15 protein-coding genes are annotated in these 16,880 nt (G+C 71.3%); 3 read left to right on the top strand and 12 right to left on the bottom strand.

The genetic code is table 11. The annotated features are described in order from the left end of the window. The 10 genes from AC6JBM_RS12325 to AC6JBM_RS12280 form a co-directional block, all read right to left on the bottom strand. On the bottom strand, positions 1-708 hold the full coding sequence (locus AC6JBM_RS12325; RefSeq protein ID WP_350625510.1) for an ABC transporter ATP-binding protein: 708 nt from the start codon (positions 706-708) through the stop codon (positions 1-3). Then, entirely contained in the window at positions 701-1,798 is a 1,098-nt protein-coding gene (locus tag AC6JBM_RS12320; RefSeq protein WP_497983731.1) for a branched-chain amino acid ABC transporter permease, read from the bottom strand. Before AC6JBM_RS12320 ends, AC6JBM_RS12325 begins: the two co-directional genes overlap by 8 nt. Next, positions 1,795-2,664 carry a branched-chain amino acid ABC transporter permease gene (locus AC6JBM_RS12315; RefSeq protein ID WP_497986446.1) on the bottom strand — a complete coding sequence of 290 codons (870 nt, stop codon included), beginning with the start codon at positions 2,662-2,664 and terminating at the stop codon, positions 1,795-1,797. The genes AC6JBM_RS12320 and AC6JBM_RS12315 overlap by 4 nt, the downstream gene beginning before the upstream one ends. Next, entirely contained in the window at positions 2,664-3,341 is a 678-nt protein-coding gene (locus AC6JBM_RS12310; protein WP_497983730.1) for an ABC transporter ATP-binding protein, read from the bottom strand. Before AC6JBM_RS12310 ends, AC6JBM_RS12315 begins: the two co-directional genes overlap by 1 nt. 74 nt (positions 3,342-3,415) lie before the next feature. Further along, a complete protein-coding gene (locus tag AC6JBM_RS12305; RefSeq protein ID WP_497983729.1) occupies positions 3,416-4,708 on the bottom strand; it encodes an ABC transporter substrate-binding protein in 1,293 nt (430 codons plus the stop codon). 58 nt (positions 4,709-4,766) lie between these two features. Beyond that, a complete protein-coding gene (locus AC6JBM_RS12300; RefSeq protein ID WP_497983728.1) occupies positions 4,767-5,558 on the bottom strand; it encodes an enoyl-CoA hydratase/isomerase family protein in 792 nt (263 codons plus the stop codon). Continuing rightward, on the bottom strand, positions 5,552-6,637 hold the full coding sequence (locus AC6JBM_RS12295) for an acyl-CoA dehydrogenase family protein (RefSeq protein ID WP_497983727.1): 1,086 nt from the start codon (positions 6,635-6,637) through the stop codon (positions 5,552-5,554). Before AC6JBM_RS12295 ends, AC6JBM_RS12300 begins: the two co-directional genes overlap by 7 nt. Beyond that, positions 6,637-7,785, bottom strand: a complete 1,149-nt coding sequence (locus AC6JBM_RS12290; RefSeq protein ID WP_497983726.1) for an acyl-CoA dehydrogenase family protein — start codon at positions 7,783-7,785, stop codon at positions 6,637-6,639. Before AC6JBM_RS12290 ends, AC6JBM_RS12295 begins: the two co-directional genes overlap by 1 nt. Beyond that, positions 7,782-8,564 carry an enoyl-CoA hydratase/isomerase family protein gene (locus AC6JBM_RS12285; protein WP_497983725.1) on the bottom strand — a complete coding sequence of 261 codons (783 nt, stop codon included), beginning with the start codon at positions 8,562-8,564 and terminating at the stop codon, positions 7,782-7,784. The genes AC6JBM_RS12290 and AC6JBM_RS12285 overlap by 4 nt, the downstream gene beginning before the upstream one ends. Then, positions 8,561-10,738 carry an acetate--CoA ligase family protein gene (locus tag AC6JBM_RS12280; protein ID WP_497983724.1) on the bottom strand — a complete coding sequence of 726 codons (2,178 nt, stop codon included), beginning with the start codon at positions 10,736-10,738 and terminating at the stop codon, positions 8,561-8,563. Before AC6JBM_RS12280 ends, AC6JBM_RS12285 begins: the two co-directional genes overlap by 4 nt. Before the next feature lie 119 nt (positions 10,739-10,857). On the opposite strand from AC6JBM_RS12280, the gene AC6JBM_RS12275 reads away from it, so the two are divergent. After that, the gene (locus AC6JBM_RS12275) at positions 10,858-11,733 is read left to right on the top strand and encodes an LLM class F420-dependent oxidoreductase (RefSeq protein ID WP_497983723.1); all 876 of its coding nucleotides are present in this window, start codon (positions 10,858-10,860) and stop codon (positions 11,731-11,733) included. Positions 11,734-11,747: 14 nt separating this feature from the next. Further along, on the top strand, positions 11,748-12,707 hold the full coding sequence (locus AC6JBM_RS12270; protein WP_497983722.1) for a phosphotriesterase family protein: 960 nt from the start codon (positions 11,748-11,750) through the stop codon (positions 12,705-12,707). Positions 12,708-12,726: 19 nt separating this feature from the next. Here the strand turns inward: AC6JBM_RS12270 and AC6JBM_RS12265 are convergent, their stop codons facing one another. Further along, positions 12,727-13,320, bottom strand: coding sequence for a TetR/AcrR family transcriptional regulator (locus tag AC6JBM_RS12265; protein ID WP_350625531.1), 594 nt, complete (start codon positions 13,318-13,320; stop codon positions 12,727-12,729). 184 nt (positions 13,321-13,504) lie between these two features. Between AC6JBM_RS12265 and AC6JBM_RS12260 the strand changes: the two genes are divergently transcribed. After that, positions 13,505-15,277 (top strand): flavin-containing monooxygenase, encoded by a 1,773-nt coding sequence (locus AC6JBM_RS12260; protein WP_497983721.1) that lies wholly within the window; start codon positions 13,505-13,507, stop codon positions 15,275-15,277. Positions 15,278-15,356: 79 nt separating this feature from the next. Here the strand turns inward: AC6JBM_RS12260 and AC6JBM_RS12255 are convergent, their stop codons facing one another. Further along, positions 15,357-16,838, bottom strand: a complete 1,482-nt coding sequence (locus AC6JBM_RS12255) for a PP2C family protein-serine/threonine phosphatase (protein WP_497983720.1) — start codon at positions 16,836-16,838, stop codon at positions 15,357-15,359. Positions 16,839-16,880 lie beyond the last annotated feature (42 nt).

The following is a 16,880-nucleotide window of genomic DNA, read 5'->3' as shown; positions in this document are numbered from 1 at the left end:
TCACGCGGCGCCCAGGTACGCCTCACGAACGTCGGGGTGGGCGGTCACCTCGGCCAGGGCTCCCTCGGTGACGATCCGGCCGTGGTTGAGCACCACGGCCTTGTCCGCGAGCGCGTTCACCGCCTGCATCACGTGCTCGATCATCACGATGGCGATGCCCTCCGCGCGACACTCGCGCACGCGCTCGATCACGATGTCGACCTCGTGCGGGGTCAGGCCGGCCATCACCTCGTCGAGCAGCAGCACCTTCGGCTGCGACACCAGGCCCCGGGCGAAGTCGACGATCCGGACCATCGCCGACGGGATGTCCCCGATCGCCTCGCGCCGGTACTGCCAGAGGTCGAACCGCTCGAGCTGCTCGCGAGCCAGCCGGTTCGCCTCCCGGTAGCCGCGGGCGCGCCGGTAGGCCGCCAGCGCGACGCACTCGAAGACGTTGAGCTCCGACACGTTCCCCGACACCTGAAAGGTCCGGGCGACGCCCGCCTCGAACACCTTCACCGGAGACATCCCGGTGATGTCGACGCCGTCCAGCAGCACCGTCCCGTTCGTCGGGCGCAGCACGCCGGCGATCAGGTTCACCAGCGTCGACTTGCCCGCGCCGTTGGGACCGATCAGGGCGGTCACCATCCCGGACCCGGCCGTGAAGGAGACGTCCTGCAGCACCTTGAGACCGCCGAAGTTCTTGGCGATCGCCGTGACCTCAAGCATGCTCGCTCACCACCTCGGGGGCCGGGGCTCGATCGGGCGCCGACCGGCCGGACGGAGTCCCGGACTCCGGGTCGTGCGGCCGGCCGGTGCCGAACAGGCGGACGATCAACCGGTTCCACAGCGGCACGATGCCCGAGCCGCCGAACCGCAGGATCGCGATGACGCAGATCGCGTACGCGATCTGGGTGTAGCTGGAGACGTTGGAGCTGGACACCGCGAACATGCGCAGCAGCTCCTCGAGCACCGCGATGCCGATCCCGGCCACGATCGGCCCGGCGAGCGTGGCCGAGCCGCCGATGATCGCGCCCACGAGCATCGCGACGCCGACCTCCACCGACAGGACGGAGTCGTAGCTGACGAAGTTCGTGTACTGCGCGATGAGCGCACCCGGAATCGCGGTGAGCCCCATGCTGACACCCATGGCGATCGCCTGGTTGTGGATCACCGCGACGCCCATGCTCGCGGCGAGCACCGGATCCTCGCGGATGAACGGCAGCGAACGGCCGAACCGGGTGCGGCGCGTCATCCACGACACCCCGGCGGTGAGGAGCACGAGGACGGCGAGCGCGACGTAGTACAGCGGAGCGGCGTCCGTGAACCACTGCAGATGCAGGATGCCCTCCTGCGTGGTGAGGTTCTGCAGGCCGTTCACGCCGCCCGTGACGCCCCATGTGGCCGCGATGCCGGAGATCGCGACCGCCAGGGCCAGGGTTCCGAGCGTGAAGAACAGCGCGTTGACGCCGAACCGGCTCATGATCAGGCTGACCGCCGCGCCGATCGCCGCCGAGAGCAGGATGCCGACGCCGATCGCCAGCCAGATGTTGATGCCGTGCTGCCAGGTCAGCACCGCGACCGAGAACGCGCCGATGCCCAAGGCGCTGGCGTGCGCGATCGACAGCAGTCCGGTGAAGCCGCCGGCGATGTTCCAGGTGAGGTTGCGCATCGCGTAGATCAGGGCGACGAAGCCGACGCCGATCGTCGGCTCCGCGGCGAACTGCGGGAAGGTCACCGCCACGGCGAGCGCGACGGCCACGACCAGGGTGTTCGCCCGGTTCAGCGGGGTGGAGGCGAGCGCGCGCAGGGATCTCATGTCCGGGCCACCCGCTTCCGAGCCAGGCCCTGCGGGCGGAACAGGATGATCAGCAGGAACGCGCCGTAGATCACCGAGGAGGCCAGCGAGCCGCTGACGTAGACGCTGCTGGCCGCCTCGGCCACCCCGAGCAGGATGCCGGCCGTCACCGTCCCCCACAGCGCCCCGCTGCCGCCGATCACGACCACGATGAATGCCTTGACCGTCAGCTCCAGGCCGTACAGGGGAGACACCGGCTGGAACGGAATCAGCAGCCCGCCGGCCACCGCCGCCGCGGCCGCGCCGAGCGCGAACGTCGAGCGGTACACCCGGCGGACGTTGACGCCGACGAACATGGCACCGTTCAGGCTCTCCGCACAGGCCCGCATGTAGACGCCCAGGCGCGTCCGGTAGATCAGCCACGACAGGGCGAGCGCCAGGACGAGGCTCACCGTTCCGGCCGCCAGCCGGGCGAAGCTGATCGTGACGCCGAGGGTGTTGATGGCGTCGATCGGCCAGGGGTTGCGGATGGTCTGGTACGGCTCGGGATAGAGCACCTGGAAGAGGTACTGCAGGGCCACGCCGATGCTGAGGGTGATCACCAGCTGCGCGTGACCCGTCTTGTCGAGGGTCGACTCGATGAGGAAGCGCTCGACGAGAAAGCCGAAGGCGGCCGCGATCGCGGCGACGAAGAGCAGGGCCACGGCGAAGTCGGCCAGCGAACTGGGCTTGAGCGACAGCACCCCGTACATGCCGATCAGGACGAAGTAGCCATGGGCGAAGTTCACCACCCGCATGACGTTGAAAATCAGGTAGAGGCCGAGCCCGATCAGGGCGTAGATCAGCCCCTGGAGCACCCCGGTAACGGCGATCTGGAGTACGGCCATCACCTGGCCTCCTCTCGTGTGCTGGTCGTGGTTCCGAGATATCCGCTCTCCAGCAGGCTGGAGGCGAGCAGCGACTCCGCGGTGCCGGCCGCGACGATCGTTCCGCCCTCCAGCACGTAGCCGCGGGCGGCCAGCGCGAGCGCCTGGTGGACGTTCTGCTCGATCAGCAGGACCCCGACACCGGCGGCGTTGATCTCGCCGATCGTCTTCATGATCACCTGGACGATGACCGGGGCCAGACCGAGCGAGGGCTCGTCGAGCACGAGCGTGCGCGGCTGGAGCATGAGCCCCCGGGCGATGGCGAGCATGCTGCGCTCGCCACCGCTCAGGGTCCCCGCGAGCTGGCCGGCCCGATCCTTCAGGCGCGGGAAGAGGTCGTACATGGCCGCCAGGTCGAAGGGGCCCGCTTTCGCCCGCGGTCCCGCGCCGACCCGGAGGTTCTCCTCGACCGTCATGCCCACGAACAGCGACCGCTCCTGCGGGACCAGGACGAGTCCCGCCCGCACCCGGTGCCAGGGCCGCAGGCCGGCGATCGGGCGACCGTCGAACTCCAGCTTGCCGGCGCGGGCGGGGATGGTGCCGAGCAGCCCCTCGGTGAGGGTCGTCTTGCCCGCTCCGTTGGAGCCGAGCAGGCAGACGAGCTCACCCTGGCCGACCTCGAGGTCGACGGATCGCACGATCTCCGACCGTCCACGCCAGACGCTGAATCCCTCAACCGACAGGGCCGTCTTCATCATGGTCCCCGATCCGCCTACGGCCTCGGGTAGACGGTCGAGGTCGCGGCCGCGTCCGCCGGGAAGACCGGGACGTACTTGCCGCCCTGGATCTGGGTGACCAGGCCGGTCGCCCGCTCGTTCGTGCCCTTGGCGTCGAACTTCACGCCGTGGCTGATGATCCACAGCCCGTGCTTGTCGCCGTTGATGCCGGAGATGTCCACGGACCGCAGGGCCGACGTGATCGATTCCTTGTCGTCCGGGTTGCTCGCCGCGGACAGGGCGTCCGCCAGCAGCCCGACCGACGCGTAGTAGTAGGCGCCCACCCCGTCGGGCGTCTGCCCGTTGTACTTGGCCTTGTACTCGTCCGAGTAGCTCTGCGGGGTGTGCTTGGCGCCGTCGGCCGACTTGAGCAGCGAGGTCCAGTAGTTGCCGGCGACGTCGCCGTCCGAGATCGCGCCGACCGTCGGGATGAACTGCGCGTTGGTGTTGCCGCCCAGCACGCCGACCGTCGCCTTGGGCTTCCAGCCGGAGCGGGCGAGCGCCGGGTAGAAGAGGAACGCGCCCTGCGGGTTGCCGCCGAACAACAGGATGTCGGGGTTCGCGCTCTTCGCCTGGCTGACCAGCGGGGCGAAGTCCGTCGTCGTGGCCTCGTCGTAGGAGATGGAGTCGAGCACCTTCACGCCCGGGTACTCCTTCTGGAAGGTGCCGGACCACGCCTTCTGCGCGTCCGGGTAGGCCCCGGCGCTGGCGTAGATCAGCATCGCCGTCTTCGGCGTCTCGCCCTGCTTCTCCGCCCCCTGCATCACGGCGCGCACCGACTGCGCCGCCCAGCCGTTGTCGGCCAGGATCGAGGGGGCCAGTTTGAAGACGTACTTGCGCCCGCTGCCGATGATGCTGTCGGCGGCCTCCATCGGCACGATCAGCGGCACCTTGAGCTGGTCGGCGGTCTGGGCCGCGGTGATGGTGACCGGGCTGGACGACGCGCCGACGATGACGTTCGCGCCGCCGGACACGAGCCGGCGCATCAGGGCGGGGACCTCTTCCGGCTTCGAGCGGTTGTCGAGCACCTCCACCGAGACCTTGCGCCCGTTGATCCCACCGGCCGCGTTGAGGTCGGCGACGCCCATCTGGAAGGAGTTCACGCTCTGGACGCCGTAGGGTGCGGCGATGCCGGTCAGCGCGGCGATCACGCCGACCTTGATGTCGCCGCCGCCCTTGCCGCTGTCCGCGGAACCGCCTCCGCAGGCGGCGAGGGCGAGGCTGGCAACCGTGGCCATGGCCACGGCGGCGGTGCGGGGTATGGTGCGGAACCGTTGGGGTGTCTTCATGGCTGTTCCCTTCGCAGCAGTGGAGCCGGGGTGTTGCGGGGTGTCGCGATCCGTGCGTTCAGCGGCCGGACCACCGTGGAGTTCGCTTCTGGCTGAAGGCTGCGGTGCCCTCCGCGCGGTCCTCGCTCAGGTAGGGGCTGGGACCGGGGTCGAGGCGCAGCGCGGTGGCGATCGGCAGGGACGACCCGAGGTGCACCATCGCCTTGTACCGCTGCAGGGTGATCGGCGCCCTGGACACGAGGGTCGCCACCAGGGCGTCCACCGTCGCGTCCAGCTCCTCGGGCGGGGCGATCCGGTTGAGCAGCCCCATCCGGAACCCGGTTGCGGCGTCGAACGGCTCGGCGAGGTACAGCACCTCGAAGGCGAAGCCCGCGGGCACCAGCCGCGGCAGCATCTGACTGCCGAAGTTGGCACCGAGGCCCACCTTGGACTCGGGCATCAGAAACCGTGCGGTGTCCGCGGCGACCCGCAGGTCGCACGCCATCGCCAGCTCGAGTCCGCCGCCGACGACCCAGCCCTCCAGGACCGCGATCGTCGGCTTGCGGCACTCCAGCACGGTTTCGTAGGGGTTGCGGGTGGCCTCGCGCATCGGCTCGTACGGCAGATGCTCGGCCGTGTCCCGGGCGTGCATCTCCTTCAGATCGGCACCGACGGAGAACGCCTGTCCACCGGTGCCGCGCAGCACCACCACCCGGACGTCGCGACGCCGGTCGAGGTCGGTGAAGACGGTCGTGATGTCGCTCAGCAGCCCGCGGCTCAGGGCGTTGCGGCGTTCGGGGCGGTTCAGGCGGACGACGGCGACACCGTCGGCGCTGACGTCGACCAGGAGATCGGACCGGTGCCCTACCACGGGACCATCTCGCCCAGGGCGCGCCCGGCGTGGGCCTGCTCGGTCGAGGAGATCAGGCTCCAGAGGCTCGGCAGGCTCTTGTTCAGCGCCGCGCGGCCGATGAAGACCGACCAGTCCCGGCTGCTGCCGAACTCCCCCTGCCAGCTCCACAGCCGCGTGGTGAGGGCCGGCAGCTCGTGCTCGTCGGTCACGCCGATCGCGCCGAGCACCTGATGGGCCGACCGGTTCAGCCGGCGGGTGTCCTCCTTGGCGGTCACGCCCGCGGAGGCGGCGGCCAGCAGCCGCTCCCCCGGATCGGCCAGCACGGCGGCGTTGACCGCGAGCATCGTGGCGGCCGCGGCCTCGGCCACGTCGACCATGTGGTGCTGCACCGCCTGGAACGTCCGGATCGGCTTGCCGAACTGCTCGCGTGTGTCGGCGTAGGCCAGCACCACGGCGAGGACCCGCTGCATCGCGCCGGCGGCGGAGGCGGCACGCAGCAGGACGCCGCGGGCGCGCAGCTCCAGGGGCGACGGGCCCGCGCCCTGCGCGATCGCCGCGGCGGGCAGCCGCAGCCGGTCGAACAGGACGGTGTCGCGGGGCTCCCCGGCCAGGTTCTCCCCGGCCCGGACCTCGGCCGGGCGCGGCAGCAGCACCGTGCGGGGGGTGCCCCCGATGTCCGCGACCGCCACCAGGTGGTCCGCCCGGCGCCCCCATGGGACTCGATGCAGCGTCCCGGAGATCTCGGCGTCGCCGCCGGGCAGCGGCGTCACGCGGAGGTCGTCCAGCGGATGCGACACGGCGCCGAGGGTCAGGCCCTCCGGGCGCTCGAGGGCGGACCGGGCGAGCAGCCAGGACACCAGGCCGGCGGTTTCGACCAGGGGTATCGCGACGGCGTGCCGGCCGACGCAGATCGCGATCCGGACGGCCTCCTCCAGCCCGATGCCGTGCTCGTCGAGGTCGAGGTAGGCGAATCCGTTGGCCTCCACGGTCGACCAGGTGTCCTGCGGCCAGGACGCGCCCCGCTGCGCCGGTCCCCGGCCGGATCGGGTGAAGATGGCGGCGAGCGCCTGGTCGAGCATCTCGGACGTCTCCGACATCAGTCACTCCTCGACGAGCGGGCCAGGTGCTTGGCGATGACGGTGCGCAGCACCTCGTTGGTGCCGCCGCGCAGCGTGAAGGTCGGGGCCGTCACCACGGCGTCCGCGAGCAGGGACCGCAGCCCGCCGGCCGAGGGGTCCAGCTCGTCCGGCACGAGCTTGCGCAGGATCTCGACGACCTCGTTCTCGAACTGCGTGCTGATGTCCTTCACGAGGGCCGCCTCCACGGCCGGGGTCTCGCCCCGGTCGAGGGCCCGGGCGATGGACAGCGACAGGTTGCGCAGGGTCCAGTAGCGCGCGGTGACCAGCCCGATGAGGTGTTCCGTCTCCTCCGGCGGGCTGGTCTCGGCCAGCGCCGCGTAGACCATTTCCAGCACCGGGACGACCGACATGAACCGGTCGGGGCCGGATCGCTCGTGCGCCAGCTCGGACGTGACCTGCAGCCACCCGTCACCGATCTCGCCCAGCACCATGTCGTCGGGGACGAAGACGTCGTCGAAGTAGACCTCGTTGAAGTGGTGGAAGCCGTTGAGCAGGCGGATCGGGCGGATCGTGATGCCGTCGGCGCGCAGGTCGACGATGAGCTGGCTGAGCCCGGCGTGCTTGCCCTCGGCCGACGTCCGGCAGAGGGTCACGGCGAAGTCCGCGTAGTGCGCGCCCGAGGTCCAGACCTTCTGCCCGTTCAGCAGCCAGCCGCCGTCCGTCCGGGTGGCCCGGGTGCGCACGGACGCGAGGTCCGAGCCGCTGCCGGGCTCGCTCATGCCCAGGCAGAACCAGACCTCTCCCTGGACGATCGCGGGCAGGAACCGCCGTTTCTGCTCCTCGGTTCCGAACCGCAGGATGATCTGGGCGGTCTGCCGGTCGCCGACCCAGTGGGCGCTGATCGGGGCCCCGGCGGCCAGCATCTCCTCGACCACCACGAAGCGGTCGACGGCGCTGCGGCCCGGGCCGCCGTACTCCTTGGGCACCACCATCCCGACCCAGCCGCGACGGGCGACCTCGCGGCTGAACTCGATGTTCGCCTCCGCGTTGATGCCCAGGCCGACCGAGAAGCGGTTCTCGCGCCGCGCCGCGGCGATGAACTCGCGCACCTCGTCGCGGAGCGTCATCTCCGCCTCGGTCAGCCGGGAGGCCGCAAAGTCGATCATGACGTGCCCGCCTCGGTGTGCTCGGCGGCCGCCAGGCGCTTGAGGCGGCGGTTCTGCGTCCAGAGCTGCACGCCGCGTTCGAGCTCCAGGGCGACCGGCCACGGCAGCCGCTGGTCCGAGGTCTCGAGCCGGAACGAGCGCACGACCCGCGTCGCCAGCAGCGGGTCGGCCGCGATCCGCCCGGCGAGCTCCAGTGCCGTGGACTCGACCTCGCCGTCCGGCACCGATCGCCAGGCCAGGCCGAGCTCGCGCGCCCGGTCGCCGTCGATCTCGTCGCTGAACACCCCCATCCCGGCCGCGGCCTCCCGGCCGGTCAGCCGGCTCAGGATCGTGAAGAAGCCGCCCCCGGGGTGGATGCCCGCCCGCAGGAAGCCGGCCATCAGCCGCGCATCGCGGGACACGATCCGAAGGTCGGTGGCGAGCGCCAGGTTGAGCCCGGCCCCCACGGCGGCGCCGCGCACCGCGGCCACCGTGGGCACCCGAAGCTGTCCCACCCGGACGAACGAGCCGTACATCTGGTCCGTCTCGGCGTACGCGCGGTCACTCACGGCGTCCCCGGCGTAGGAGTCGCGCCACGAGTTGGTGTCCGCTCCCGAGCAGAACGTCCCGGCGTCGCCCCGGATCACCGCCGCCCCGAGCGTCTCGTCCCGGTCGATCCGCTCGCAGCAATCCGCCAGCTGCCAGGCCATGTCCATGGTCAGCGCGTTCTTGATCGCCGGGTTGGAGATGGTCACGAGCGCGACGTTGCCGTGGCGCTCAAAGGTGACCGAGGGGGTCATCGGGCTTCTCCTTCACGGGGTCCGTTGGATGGGACCGGCGCCGAGGCCGGCCGGTTGAGCAGCAGGAAGTCCAGGGCGATCGCCCGGCCGTCGGGGGTCACCCGCAGCGGGTTCACCTCCAGGTCGCTCAGGCGCTCGCCGGCCGCGACGGCCAGGAGACTGATCCGGGAGATGGCCCGCGCGGTGTCGGACAGGTCCACCGGAGGACTGCCACGGAAGCCGGTCAGCAGCGGGGCGGCGGCCAGCGAACGGACCATCCGCTCAGCCCGCTGCGGGGACACCGGGGCGAAGGCCGAGACCGCGTCCCGGTAGATCTCGGTGGCGTACCCGCCCAGGCCCACGGTGACGATCGGCAGGCCGCCCGCGGACCGGGTCACGCCCACGATCAGCTCGACGCCCGCCGGCGCCATCTCCTGGACCAGCACGCCCGCGGGCTGATCGGCCGCGAACTCGGTCATCAGGTCGCGGTAGGTCGGCACGAGCTGGTCCGCCGGGACGGCCAGCCGCACGCCGCCGCGCTCGGACTTGTGCAGCACGCCGCTCGCCTGGATCTTCAGGACGCTCGGCCCGGCGGCCTCGGCGGCGAGCGCCTGCGCCTGCTCCACCGAGCGCACCAGGACCGAGGCGGGCCGGGCGACCCCGGCGAGCCCGAGCAGGACGTCCCCTTCGGCCTCGGTGACCACCGCGCCGGTGCCCGCCATCGCCCGCTGGATCTCGGCGACCGGGAACGCCGCCGAGGTGAAGCCGTCCTCCGCCGCCGCGGGGCTGCGCAGCGCGGTCAGCACGCGTGCCGCCTGGCGGGTCGAGTCGAAGATCGGCCAGCCCGCGTCCCGCAGGATGTCGCGCGCCTCGGCGGTCTGCTCCCGGGCCGCCATCCAGACCAGGACCATGGGCTTGGCCAGGTCGCGCCAGGTCTTCACGAACGACTCGGCCATGCGGGTGGCCAGCGTGCCGGTGACGAGCGTGAGCGTGATCATCACGGCGTCGATGCCGTCCGAGCGGTACACCCGGTCACAGACCTCCACGAAGTCCGAGGGGTCGCTGTCCCGGAAGATCTGCGCCGTGACGTCGACGGGATTGTCGACGGCGCCGAAGCTGGGCACCAGGCCGCGCAGCTCGGCCCGGGTCCGCTCGGGGAGGTCGTCGACGGCGAGGCCCGCGGCCGAGAGCTGGTCCGCGGCGAGGCTGCCGGCTCCGCCCGAGGTGGTGACGACGGCGACCCGATCGCCGGCGATCGGCGGGGAGACCGTCAGGCCGTGCGCGAGCGCCACGAAGTCGTCGACGTCCTCGGCCTCGACCACGCCGAACTCGCGGACCGTCACCCGGTAGCCGGCGTCGTCGCCGACGATCGCGCCCGTGTGCGAGGCCGCGGCGCGGGCACCGGCGGCGCTGACCGCGGAGCGCAGGACGATCACCTTCTTGCCCAGCTCGGCGGCCCTTCGCGCGAGCTCGCGGAAGTCGTGGTCGTCGACCGCGGCCTCGAGGTACATGGACAGGACCCGGACCTCGTCCTCCTCCAGCAGGTAGCGGCCGAGCTCGACGGCGGTCAGGTCGACCTGGTTGCCGGTGCTCGCCCAGGCGGCGATCCCGAGGCCGCGCTCGCGGGCCAGGCTGAGAATCGATCCGCCGACCGCGCCGCTCTGGCCGACGTAGGCCAGCCCGCCGGCCGCGACGGGGCCGGACTCGAGGGCGGCGGTGAACGTGCCGAACATGGCCTCGCCCGTGTGGACCACGCCCTGGCAGTTGGGCCCGAGCAACCGCACGCCCAGGCCGCGCGCGGTCTCCCGCAGCTGCGCCTGCAGCGCCTGGCCCTCCCGCAGCTCCCCGAAGCCGGAGGCGAAGACGACGGCGGCGCGCGCACCCGCCGCGGCGACCGCGGGCAGTTCCTGCAGCACCCGCGCCGCCGGAATCAGCATCAGCACCAGGTCGACCGGGCCGGGCAGCGCGGCGAGCGAGGGGTAGCACGGCCGGCCGGCGAGCTCCGCGTATCCGGGGTTGACCGGGTAGATCTCGCCGGTGAACCCGAACTGCGCCAGGTAGTGCAGGGGGCGGGCGAACGGGTTCGCCTCCCGGCCGGAGGCGCCGAGGACGGCGACCGCTCGCGGGTGGAAGAGCGCATCCAGGCCCCCGTGCGGCCCGTTGAGGTCCCGCGGTCGCCCGAGCGGATCTCGCATGTCCCCTCCTTCTGGTAGAGCCGAAAGCCTTGACAGTGTGGTGGCAGTCACAGCTAAGTTGAACTTGGCGCCAGAGTCAAGTGGATGCCAGACACAATCCGAGGCCGGGAGCGGAGCCCATGAAATTCGGCATCAGCCACTGCAACGTCGGCGAGTTCGCCGAGCCTGACCGCGCACTCGACCTCGCACGCTGGGCCGAACAGGCCGGCTTCGAATCCCTCTGGACCGTCGAGCACGTGGTCATCCCGGAGGTCTACGAGCCGCGGTACCCCGAAACCCCCGACGGGCGCTTCTGGTTCGGCCACGACCTGCCGCTCACCGACCCCCTGATCTGGATGGCGTTCGTCGCGGCCGCGACCACGCGGCTGCGCCTCGGCACCGGGATCATCACCGTCCCGCAGCGCAACCCGCTGATCACGGCGAAGGAGATCGCGACCCTCGACCGGCTCAGCCGCGGCCGCGTCGAGATCGGCGTCGGGGTGGGCTGGCTCCGCGAGGAGTTCGAGGCCCTGGGCGCCGACTTCGCGCAGCGAGGCGCGGTGATGGACGAGTCGATCGCCGTGATGCGCGAGCTGTGGGCGTCGGGCCCCCGCACGTACCAGGGAAAGTTCTTCTCCTTCGACCTCGTCCACAGCGAGCCCTCGCCGCCCCGGGGCTCGGTGCCGATCCACATCGGCGGGTCGACCAAGGTGGCCGCTCGGCGGGCCGGCCGGATCGGCGACGGGTTCTTCCCGGGCGGCTACGACCGTGAGGCGGTGGCGTCGCTGGTCGCCTTCGCCCGCACGGAGTTCGAGGCGTCCGGACGCGACGGCCGCCTGGAGATCACCGCCCGCTGGACGAAGGACCCCGGCCGGCTCGGGGACCACGAGACGCTCCGGTTCCTGCGGGATCTCGGCGTGGACCGGGTCCTGGTGCCCGCGCAGACCCTGGCCGAGCCCGGGCTGCGACGATCCATCGCCGAGCTCGGCTCCAGCACCCTCCCCGCCTTCGCCTGACAGGAGCGCAGTCCATGAGCACCGTTCCCACCGTCCGCGGCCCCGTCGACCCGGCCGAGCTCGGCCAGACGCTGATGCACGAACACGTCTTCGTGCTCGACACCGAGGTCGAGCGCAACTACCCGGGCCGCTGGGACGAGGCGGCCCGCCGGGCCGATGCCGTCCAGAAGCTGGAGCGCGCCTACGAGCTCGGCGTCCGGACCATCGTCGACCTCACCGTGATCGGACTGGGCCGCGACGTGGCGCGGGTGGCCGAGGTCGCCAAGCTCGTCCGCATGAACATCGTGGTCGCCACCGGCCTCTACACCTACGACGACGTCCCGATGTTCTTCAAGTTCCGCGGTCCCGGCAAGCTGATCGACGGCCCGGAGCTGCTGACCGAGTTCTTCATCAGGGACCTCACGACCGGGATCGCGGACACCGGCATCCGCGCGGGCATCATCAAGTGCGCCACCGACGAGAGCGGCCTGACCCCCGGCGTCGAACGGGTGCTGCGAGCCGCGGCGCTGGCGCACCGCGAGACCGGGGCGCCCATCTCCACCCACACCCACGCCGGCACCCGCAGGGGCACCGACCAGCAGGCGGTCTTCCGCAAGGAGGGGGTGGACCTCGAACGCGTGGTGATCGGCCACAGCGGCGACACGACCGACCTCGACTATCTGCGCTCACTGATGGACGCCGGGTCCTGCATCGGCATGGACCGGTTCGGACTGGACCTCATGCTGCCGTTCGAGGCGCGGGTGCAGACCGTCGCCGACCTCTGCGCGCTCGGCTACGCGGACCGGATGGTGCTGTCGCACGACGCCTCGTGCTTCACGCACAACTTCGACGTCGCCGACAAGGCCCGCCTGCTGCCGAACTGGCACTACAACCATCTGCACGAGGACGTCCTGCCCGCGCTGCTCCAGCGGGGCGTGACGCCCGAACAGATCCACACGATGCTCGTGACCAACCCCGCCCGGATTCTCGGCTGAGCGCCGGGCGGGCGCAATGCTAGGAGGCGCTGGGCTCGGCGTTGCGCAGGTCGACCTCGATGCCCAGCGCCTGGGCCCAGAGCCGGCTCAGCGTGAGGATGGCCGTCTCCTCGTCGTAGTCCTCGTCCAGGACCAGCCACATGTAACAGAAGTTGCTGACCATCGAGGTCAACGCGGCCGCGGCGTAGTCCGCCGGCAGGCTCGGCGAGACCAGGCCCGACTCCTGGAAGCGGCGGATGCCGCGCTCGGTGCGCGCGCGGAAGACCTTCCGCGTCTCCCGCCGCATCTCCCGGAACTCCGGGCTGAAGCTCGCGACCTGCTCCAGGATCATCAGCAGGCTGGCCTCCTCGCGGTAGGCCCGCACGTAGGCCCGCGTGGCGTGCTCGATGCGCTGATAGGCGCTGGATCCGGCGTCGGCGGGCACCCGGGACTTCGTGAACATCCGCTCGTTCACCTCGTCGATGACCGCGCGGAAGATCGCCTCCTTCGACTCGAAGTAGGTGTAGAAGCTCCCGTTGGCGACGCCGGCCTCGGTCGTGATGTCAGTGATCTTGGTGTCCAGGAAGCCCTTGCGCCCGAACACCACCGCAGCGGCATCGACCAGCTTGCTCATCGTCCGGCGGCCCCGCGCACTCACCGGAAAGGCTTGCTCCGTCGCTGGCACAGCCCCATCCAATATCGATCGACTTTGTCGAAACGCAGCGTAGCACCAAAAAGTTGACTCTGGCGCCATGTTCAACTTACTGTGTCCAAGGCTACCAATGATGGTTCCGGGAGGGCCGATGTCCCGCTCCGACATGTCAGCACCAGCGTGCCTCAGCGCCGTCACCGAATGGCTTCAGAACCTCGAAACCGCTCTGGACGCCGAGGATCTGGACCGGCTGGCCGATCTCTTCCTGACCGAGGCCGACTGGCGCGACCTCGTCTCGTTCACCTGGGACGTCCGGACCACGCTCGGCGGCCGGGAAGCCGCCGCCGAGCTCATCGCGCGCAATCGCGACGTGAAGGCCTGCGGCTTCGCCCTGGCCCCGGGACGCACGGCACCCCGGGTCGCCGTCCGCGCCGGCGACGACGTGGTCGAGGGCTTCTTCAGCTTCGACACGGCGTTCGGTCACGGCGCCGGCGTGGTCCGCCTCGACCTGGCCGCCGGGCCACCGCTGCGGGCCCGCACCCTGTTGACCACCCTGCAGGAGCTGACCGGCTCCGAGGAGCGCCGCGGCGCCAACCGGCCGCACGGCACGGCATACTCGCGGACGTTCGGTGGCAAGAACTGGCTCGACCTGCGCCAGGAGGAACAGCGCTACGACGACCGCTCCCCCGAGGTGCTGATCGTCGGCGCGGGGCAGGCGGGCCTGTCGATCGCGGCCCGGCTGCGCACCATCGGCGTCGACGCCCTGATCGTGGACAAGCACGAACGCGTCGGGGACGTCTGGCGCAAGCGCTACCACTCGCTCACCCTGCACAACGAGTCCTGGGTCGCGAGCCTGCCGTACCTGCCCTACCCCGACACCTGGCCCACGTACATCCCGAAGGACAAGCTGGGCAACTGGTTCGAGCACTACGCCGACATCATGGAGCTCAACGTCTGGACCTCGACCGAGTTCGTGGGCGGCACCTACGACGAGGACGAGCAGATCTGGACGGTCACCGTGCGGCGCGACGGCGCCGAGCGCGTCCTGCGGCCCCGGCACGTCGTCATCGCGACCGGCGGCGTGAGCGGCGTGCCCAACCGCCCGCGGCTTCCCGGGCTCGAGGACTTCCGCGGCGACGTCCTGCACTCCACCCAGTACACGTCCGGGACCCGGTTCCAAAACCGCAAGGCCCTGGTCATCGGGACGGGGACGAGCGGGCACGATGTGGCGCAGGACCTGCACGCCCTGGGCTCCCGGGTGGACATCGTGCAGCGGCAGCCCACGACCGTGGTGAGCCTGGAACCGAGCGGGATCATGGTCTACGCCCTCTACTCCGAGGGCACCCCGACCGAGGACGTCGACCTCATCGCCGCGGCGAACTCGTTCCCGACCCTGATCAAGGCCAACCGGATCCTCGCCCAGCGGATGCTCGAGGCCGACAAGGACATCCTCGACCGCCTGCACGCCGTCGGATTCCGCACGGACATCGGGGAGGACGGCACCGGCTTCCACCTGAAGTACAACCGCCGCGGCGGCGGCTACTACATCAACGTCGGCTGCTCCGACCTGATCGCCGACGGCGAGATCGGCCTGCTGCAGGCGGACCAGATCGCGTCGTTCACCCCGGACGGGATCGAACTGGCCGACGGGACCACCCGGGAGTACGACCTCGTCGTGCTGGCCACCGGGTACCGCAACCAGCAGGAGGAGGTCCGGACCTTCTTCGGCGACGCCGTGGCGGACAAGGTGGGCCTGATCTGGGGCGTGGACGACGGCGGCGAGATGCGCAACATGTGGCGCCCCACGGCCCAGCGCGGCCTGTGGTTCAACGCCGGCAGCCTCGCGGCCTGCCGTGGCAACTCGAAGTACCTGGCGGTGCAGATCCTGGCCGCGCTCAAGGGCATGAGCCCCGGTTACCGGGAAACCGAACGCGACTGACGGGCGGCGCCCCCCGGTACAACATTTTTTTAACGCGGCTCTGCCAGGCTTGATCAGCCGGTGGTGCAGCGGGGGCGCATCAACGGCCCGCTTGCAGCACGGTGACGACGATGTCGTCGCCGGCGCCGGCCCGGGACGCGGCCAGCAGATGGTCGCACAGCTGCTCGGCGGTCAGGTCGTGCCGGCCGGTGAGCAGGTCGGCGAGGCCGCGCAGGCCCTCGTCGAGCGGCTTACCGGGGCGCTCGATGAGGCCGTCGGTGTAGAGGACCACGTGGCTGCCCGACTCCAGCGTCACCGAGTGGTCGCTGCGCGTGGCGGGCAGGCCGGTGCCGAGCAGGAGTTCCGACGGGTGGCGCAGCAGGGTCGCCCCGCCGTCGGGGGTGAGCAGGATCGGAGGCGGGTGGCCGGCGTTGGACCAGCGCAGCGTGTAGGGGGCTGGGGCGCCCGGCTCGGAATCCGCGCTGACCTGGGCCAGCACGACCGTCGCGAAGGTGTCCAGGCCGAAGCCGGACATCGCCTCGTCCATCGCGGCCAGGATGCGTGAGGGCGGCCCGAGCAGGGTGTGTGCGATGCCCCGCAGGATGCTGCGGACCTGCGCCATGGTCGCCGCCGCGAACCGGTCGTGGCCGCTGATGTCGCCCACGACGACGGTCATGGTGCCGTCGGGCAGCAGGAACGCGTCGTACCAGTCGCCGCCCACCCGGGCGTGCTCGACGGCGGGCTCGTAGCGCGCCGCGACCCGGTAGTGCTCGCTCACCGGCGGCGGCGTGAGCAGGCTGCGCTGGATCGTCTCGGAGATATCCCGCTCGATCGCGGTGGCCCTGCGCTCGGCCTCGCGCAGCCGCGCCCGGTCCAGCGCCTGGCTGATCGTGGCGCCGACCAGCCGGACGAAGATCAGGTAGGTCTCGTCGGCGAGCAGGCGCGGGTTGAGCGTGGTGCGCAGCATCAGGTCACCGGCCGCGTACGCGCGCGTGCTCAGCCGTACCGTCGCCACCTTCCCGGCCGCCGTCTGCCCCACCGCGGCATCGCTCCCGTCCGCGGCCACGATTTCCGCGTCGGGCAGGTCCTGCGGGTCGGCGCGCAGCACCGGCAGCGCCCGCTGGAGCACCTCGCCGCGGTGGTCGACGGTGGCGAGCCGGTCGTGCAGCGCGTTGAGCAGCCGGAGCCGGCGGGTGGCCAGGATCTGGGTTGTGGTCTCGGAGGCGATGTCGAAGACGCCCTCGACCTGGCCGTCCTCGCCCACGACCGGGGAGTAGGAGAACGTGAAGTAGCACTCCTCGAGGAAGCCGTGCCGGCGCATCTCCAGGCGGAGGTCCTCGACCCACGTCGCGCCGCCGCCGCCGAGAACCTGCTTGATCATGGGGCCGATGTCGCCCCAGATCTCGGCGAAGACCTCCCGGGCCGGGGCGCCGAGGGCGGCCGGGTGCTTGTCGGCGATCATCGGCACGTAGGCCTCGTTGTAGAGCATCACGGACTGCGGGCCCCAGAACAGCGTCACCGGGAACCGCGTTCGCAGTGCCAGGTCGACGGCCGTGCGCAGGGCCGTCCCCCACGACGCCACCGGCCCGAGCGGGGGTCGCGGCCCAGTCGACCCCCGCGTAGG

It is taken from the genome of Dactylosporangium thailandense (assembly GCF_059739745.1).
Note: the sequence above shows the minus strand (reverse complement) of the source record. Positions and strands in the feature narration are given on the sequence as shown.

Excerpts from the sequence above, each read along its gene's own strand:
- AC6JBM_RS12260 (WP_497983721.1), top strand. The coding sequence starts at position 13,505 with ATGTCAGCACCAGCGTGCCTCAGCGCCGTCACCGAATGGCTTCAGAAC.
- AC6JBM_RS12305 (WP_497983729.1), bottom strand. The coding sequence starts at position 4,708 with ATGAAGACACCCCAACGGTTCCGCACCATACCCCGCACCGCCGCCGTG.
- AC6JBM_RS12270 (WP_497983722.1), top strand. The coding sequence starts at position 11,748 with ATGAGCACCGTTCCCACCGTCCGCGGCCCCGTCGACCCGGCCGAGCTC.
- AC6JBM_RS12265 (WP_350625531.1), bottom strand. The coding sequence starts at position 13,320 with ATGAGCAAGCTGGTCGATGCCGCTGCGGTGGTGTTCGGGCGCAAGGGC.
- AC6JBM_RS12285 (WP_497983725.1), bottom strand. The coding sequence starts at position 8,564 with ATGACCCCCTCGGTCACCTTTGAGCGCCACGGCAACGTCGCGCTCGTG.
- AC6JBM_RS12280 (WP_497983724.1), bottom strand. The coding sequence starts at position 10,738 with ATGCGAGATCCGCTCGGGCGACCGCGGGACCTCAACGGGCCGCACGGG.
- AC6JBM_RS12295 (WP_497983727.1), bottom strand. The coding sequence starts at position 6,637 with ATGTCGGAGACGTCCGAGATGCTCGACCAGGCGCTCGCCGCCATCTTC.
- AC6JBM_RS12320 (WP_497983731.1), bottom strand. The coding sequence starts at position 1,798 with ATGAGATCCCTGCGCGCGCTCGCCTCCACCCCGCTGAACCGGGCGAAC.
- AC6JBM_RS12325 (WP_350625510.1), bottom strand. The coding sequence starts at position 708 with ATGCTTGAGGTCACGGCGATCGCCAAGAACTTCGGCGGTCTCAAGGTG.
- AC6JBM_RS12290 (WP_497983726.1), bottom strand. The coding sequence starts at position 7,785 with ATGATCGACTTTGCGGCCTCCCGGCTGACCGAGGCGGAGATGACGCTC.
- AC6JBM_RS12315 (WP_497986446.1), bottom strand. The coding sequence starts at position 2,664 with ATGGCCGTACTCCAGATCGCCGTTACCGGGGTGCTCCAGGGGCTGATC.
- AC6JBM_RS12275 (WP_497983723.1), top strand. The coding sequence starts at position 10,858 with ATGAAATTCGGCATCAGCCACTGCAACGTCGGCGAGTTCGCCGAGCCT.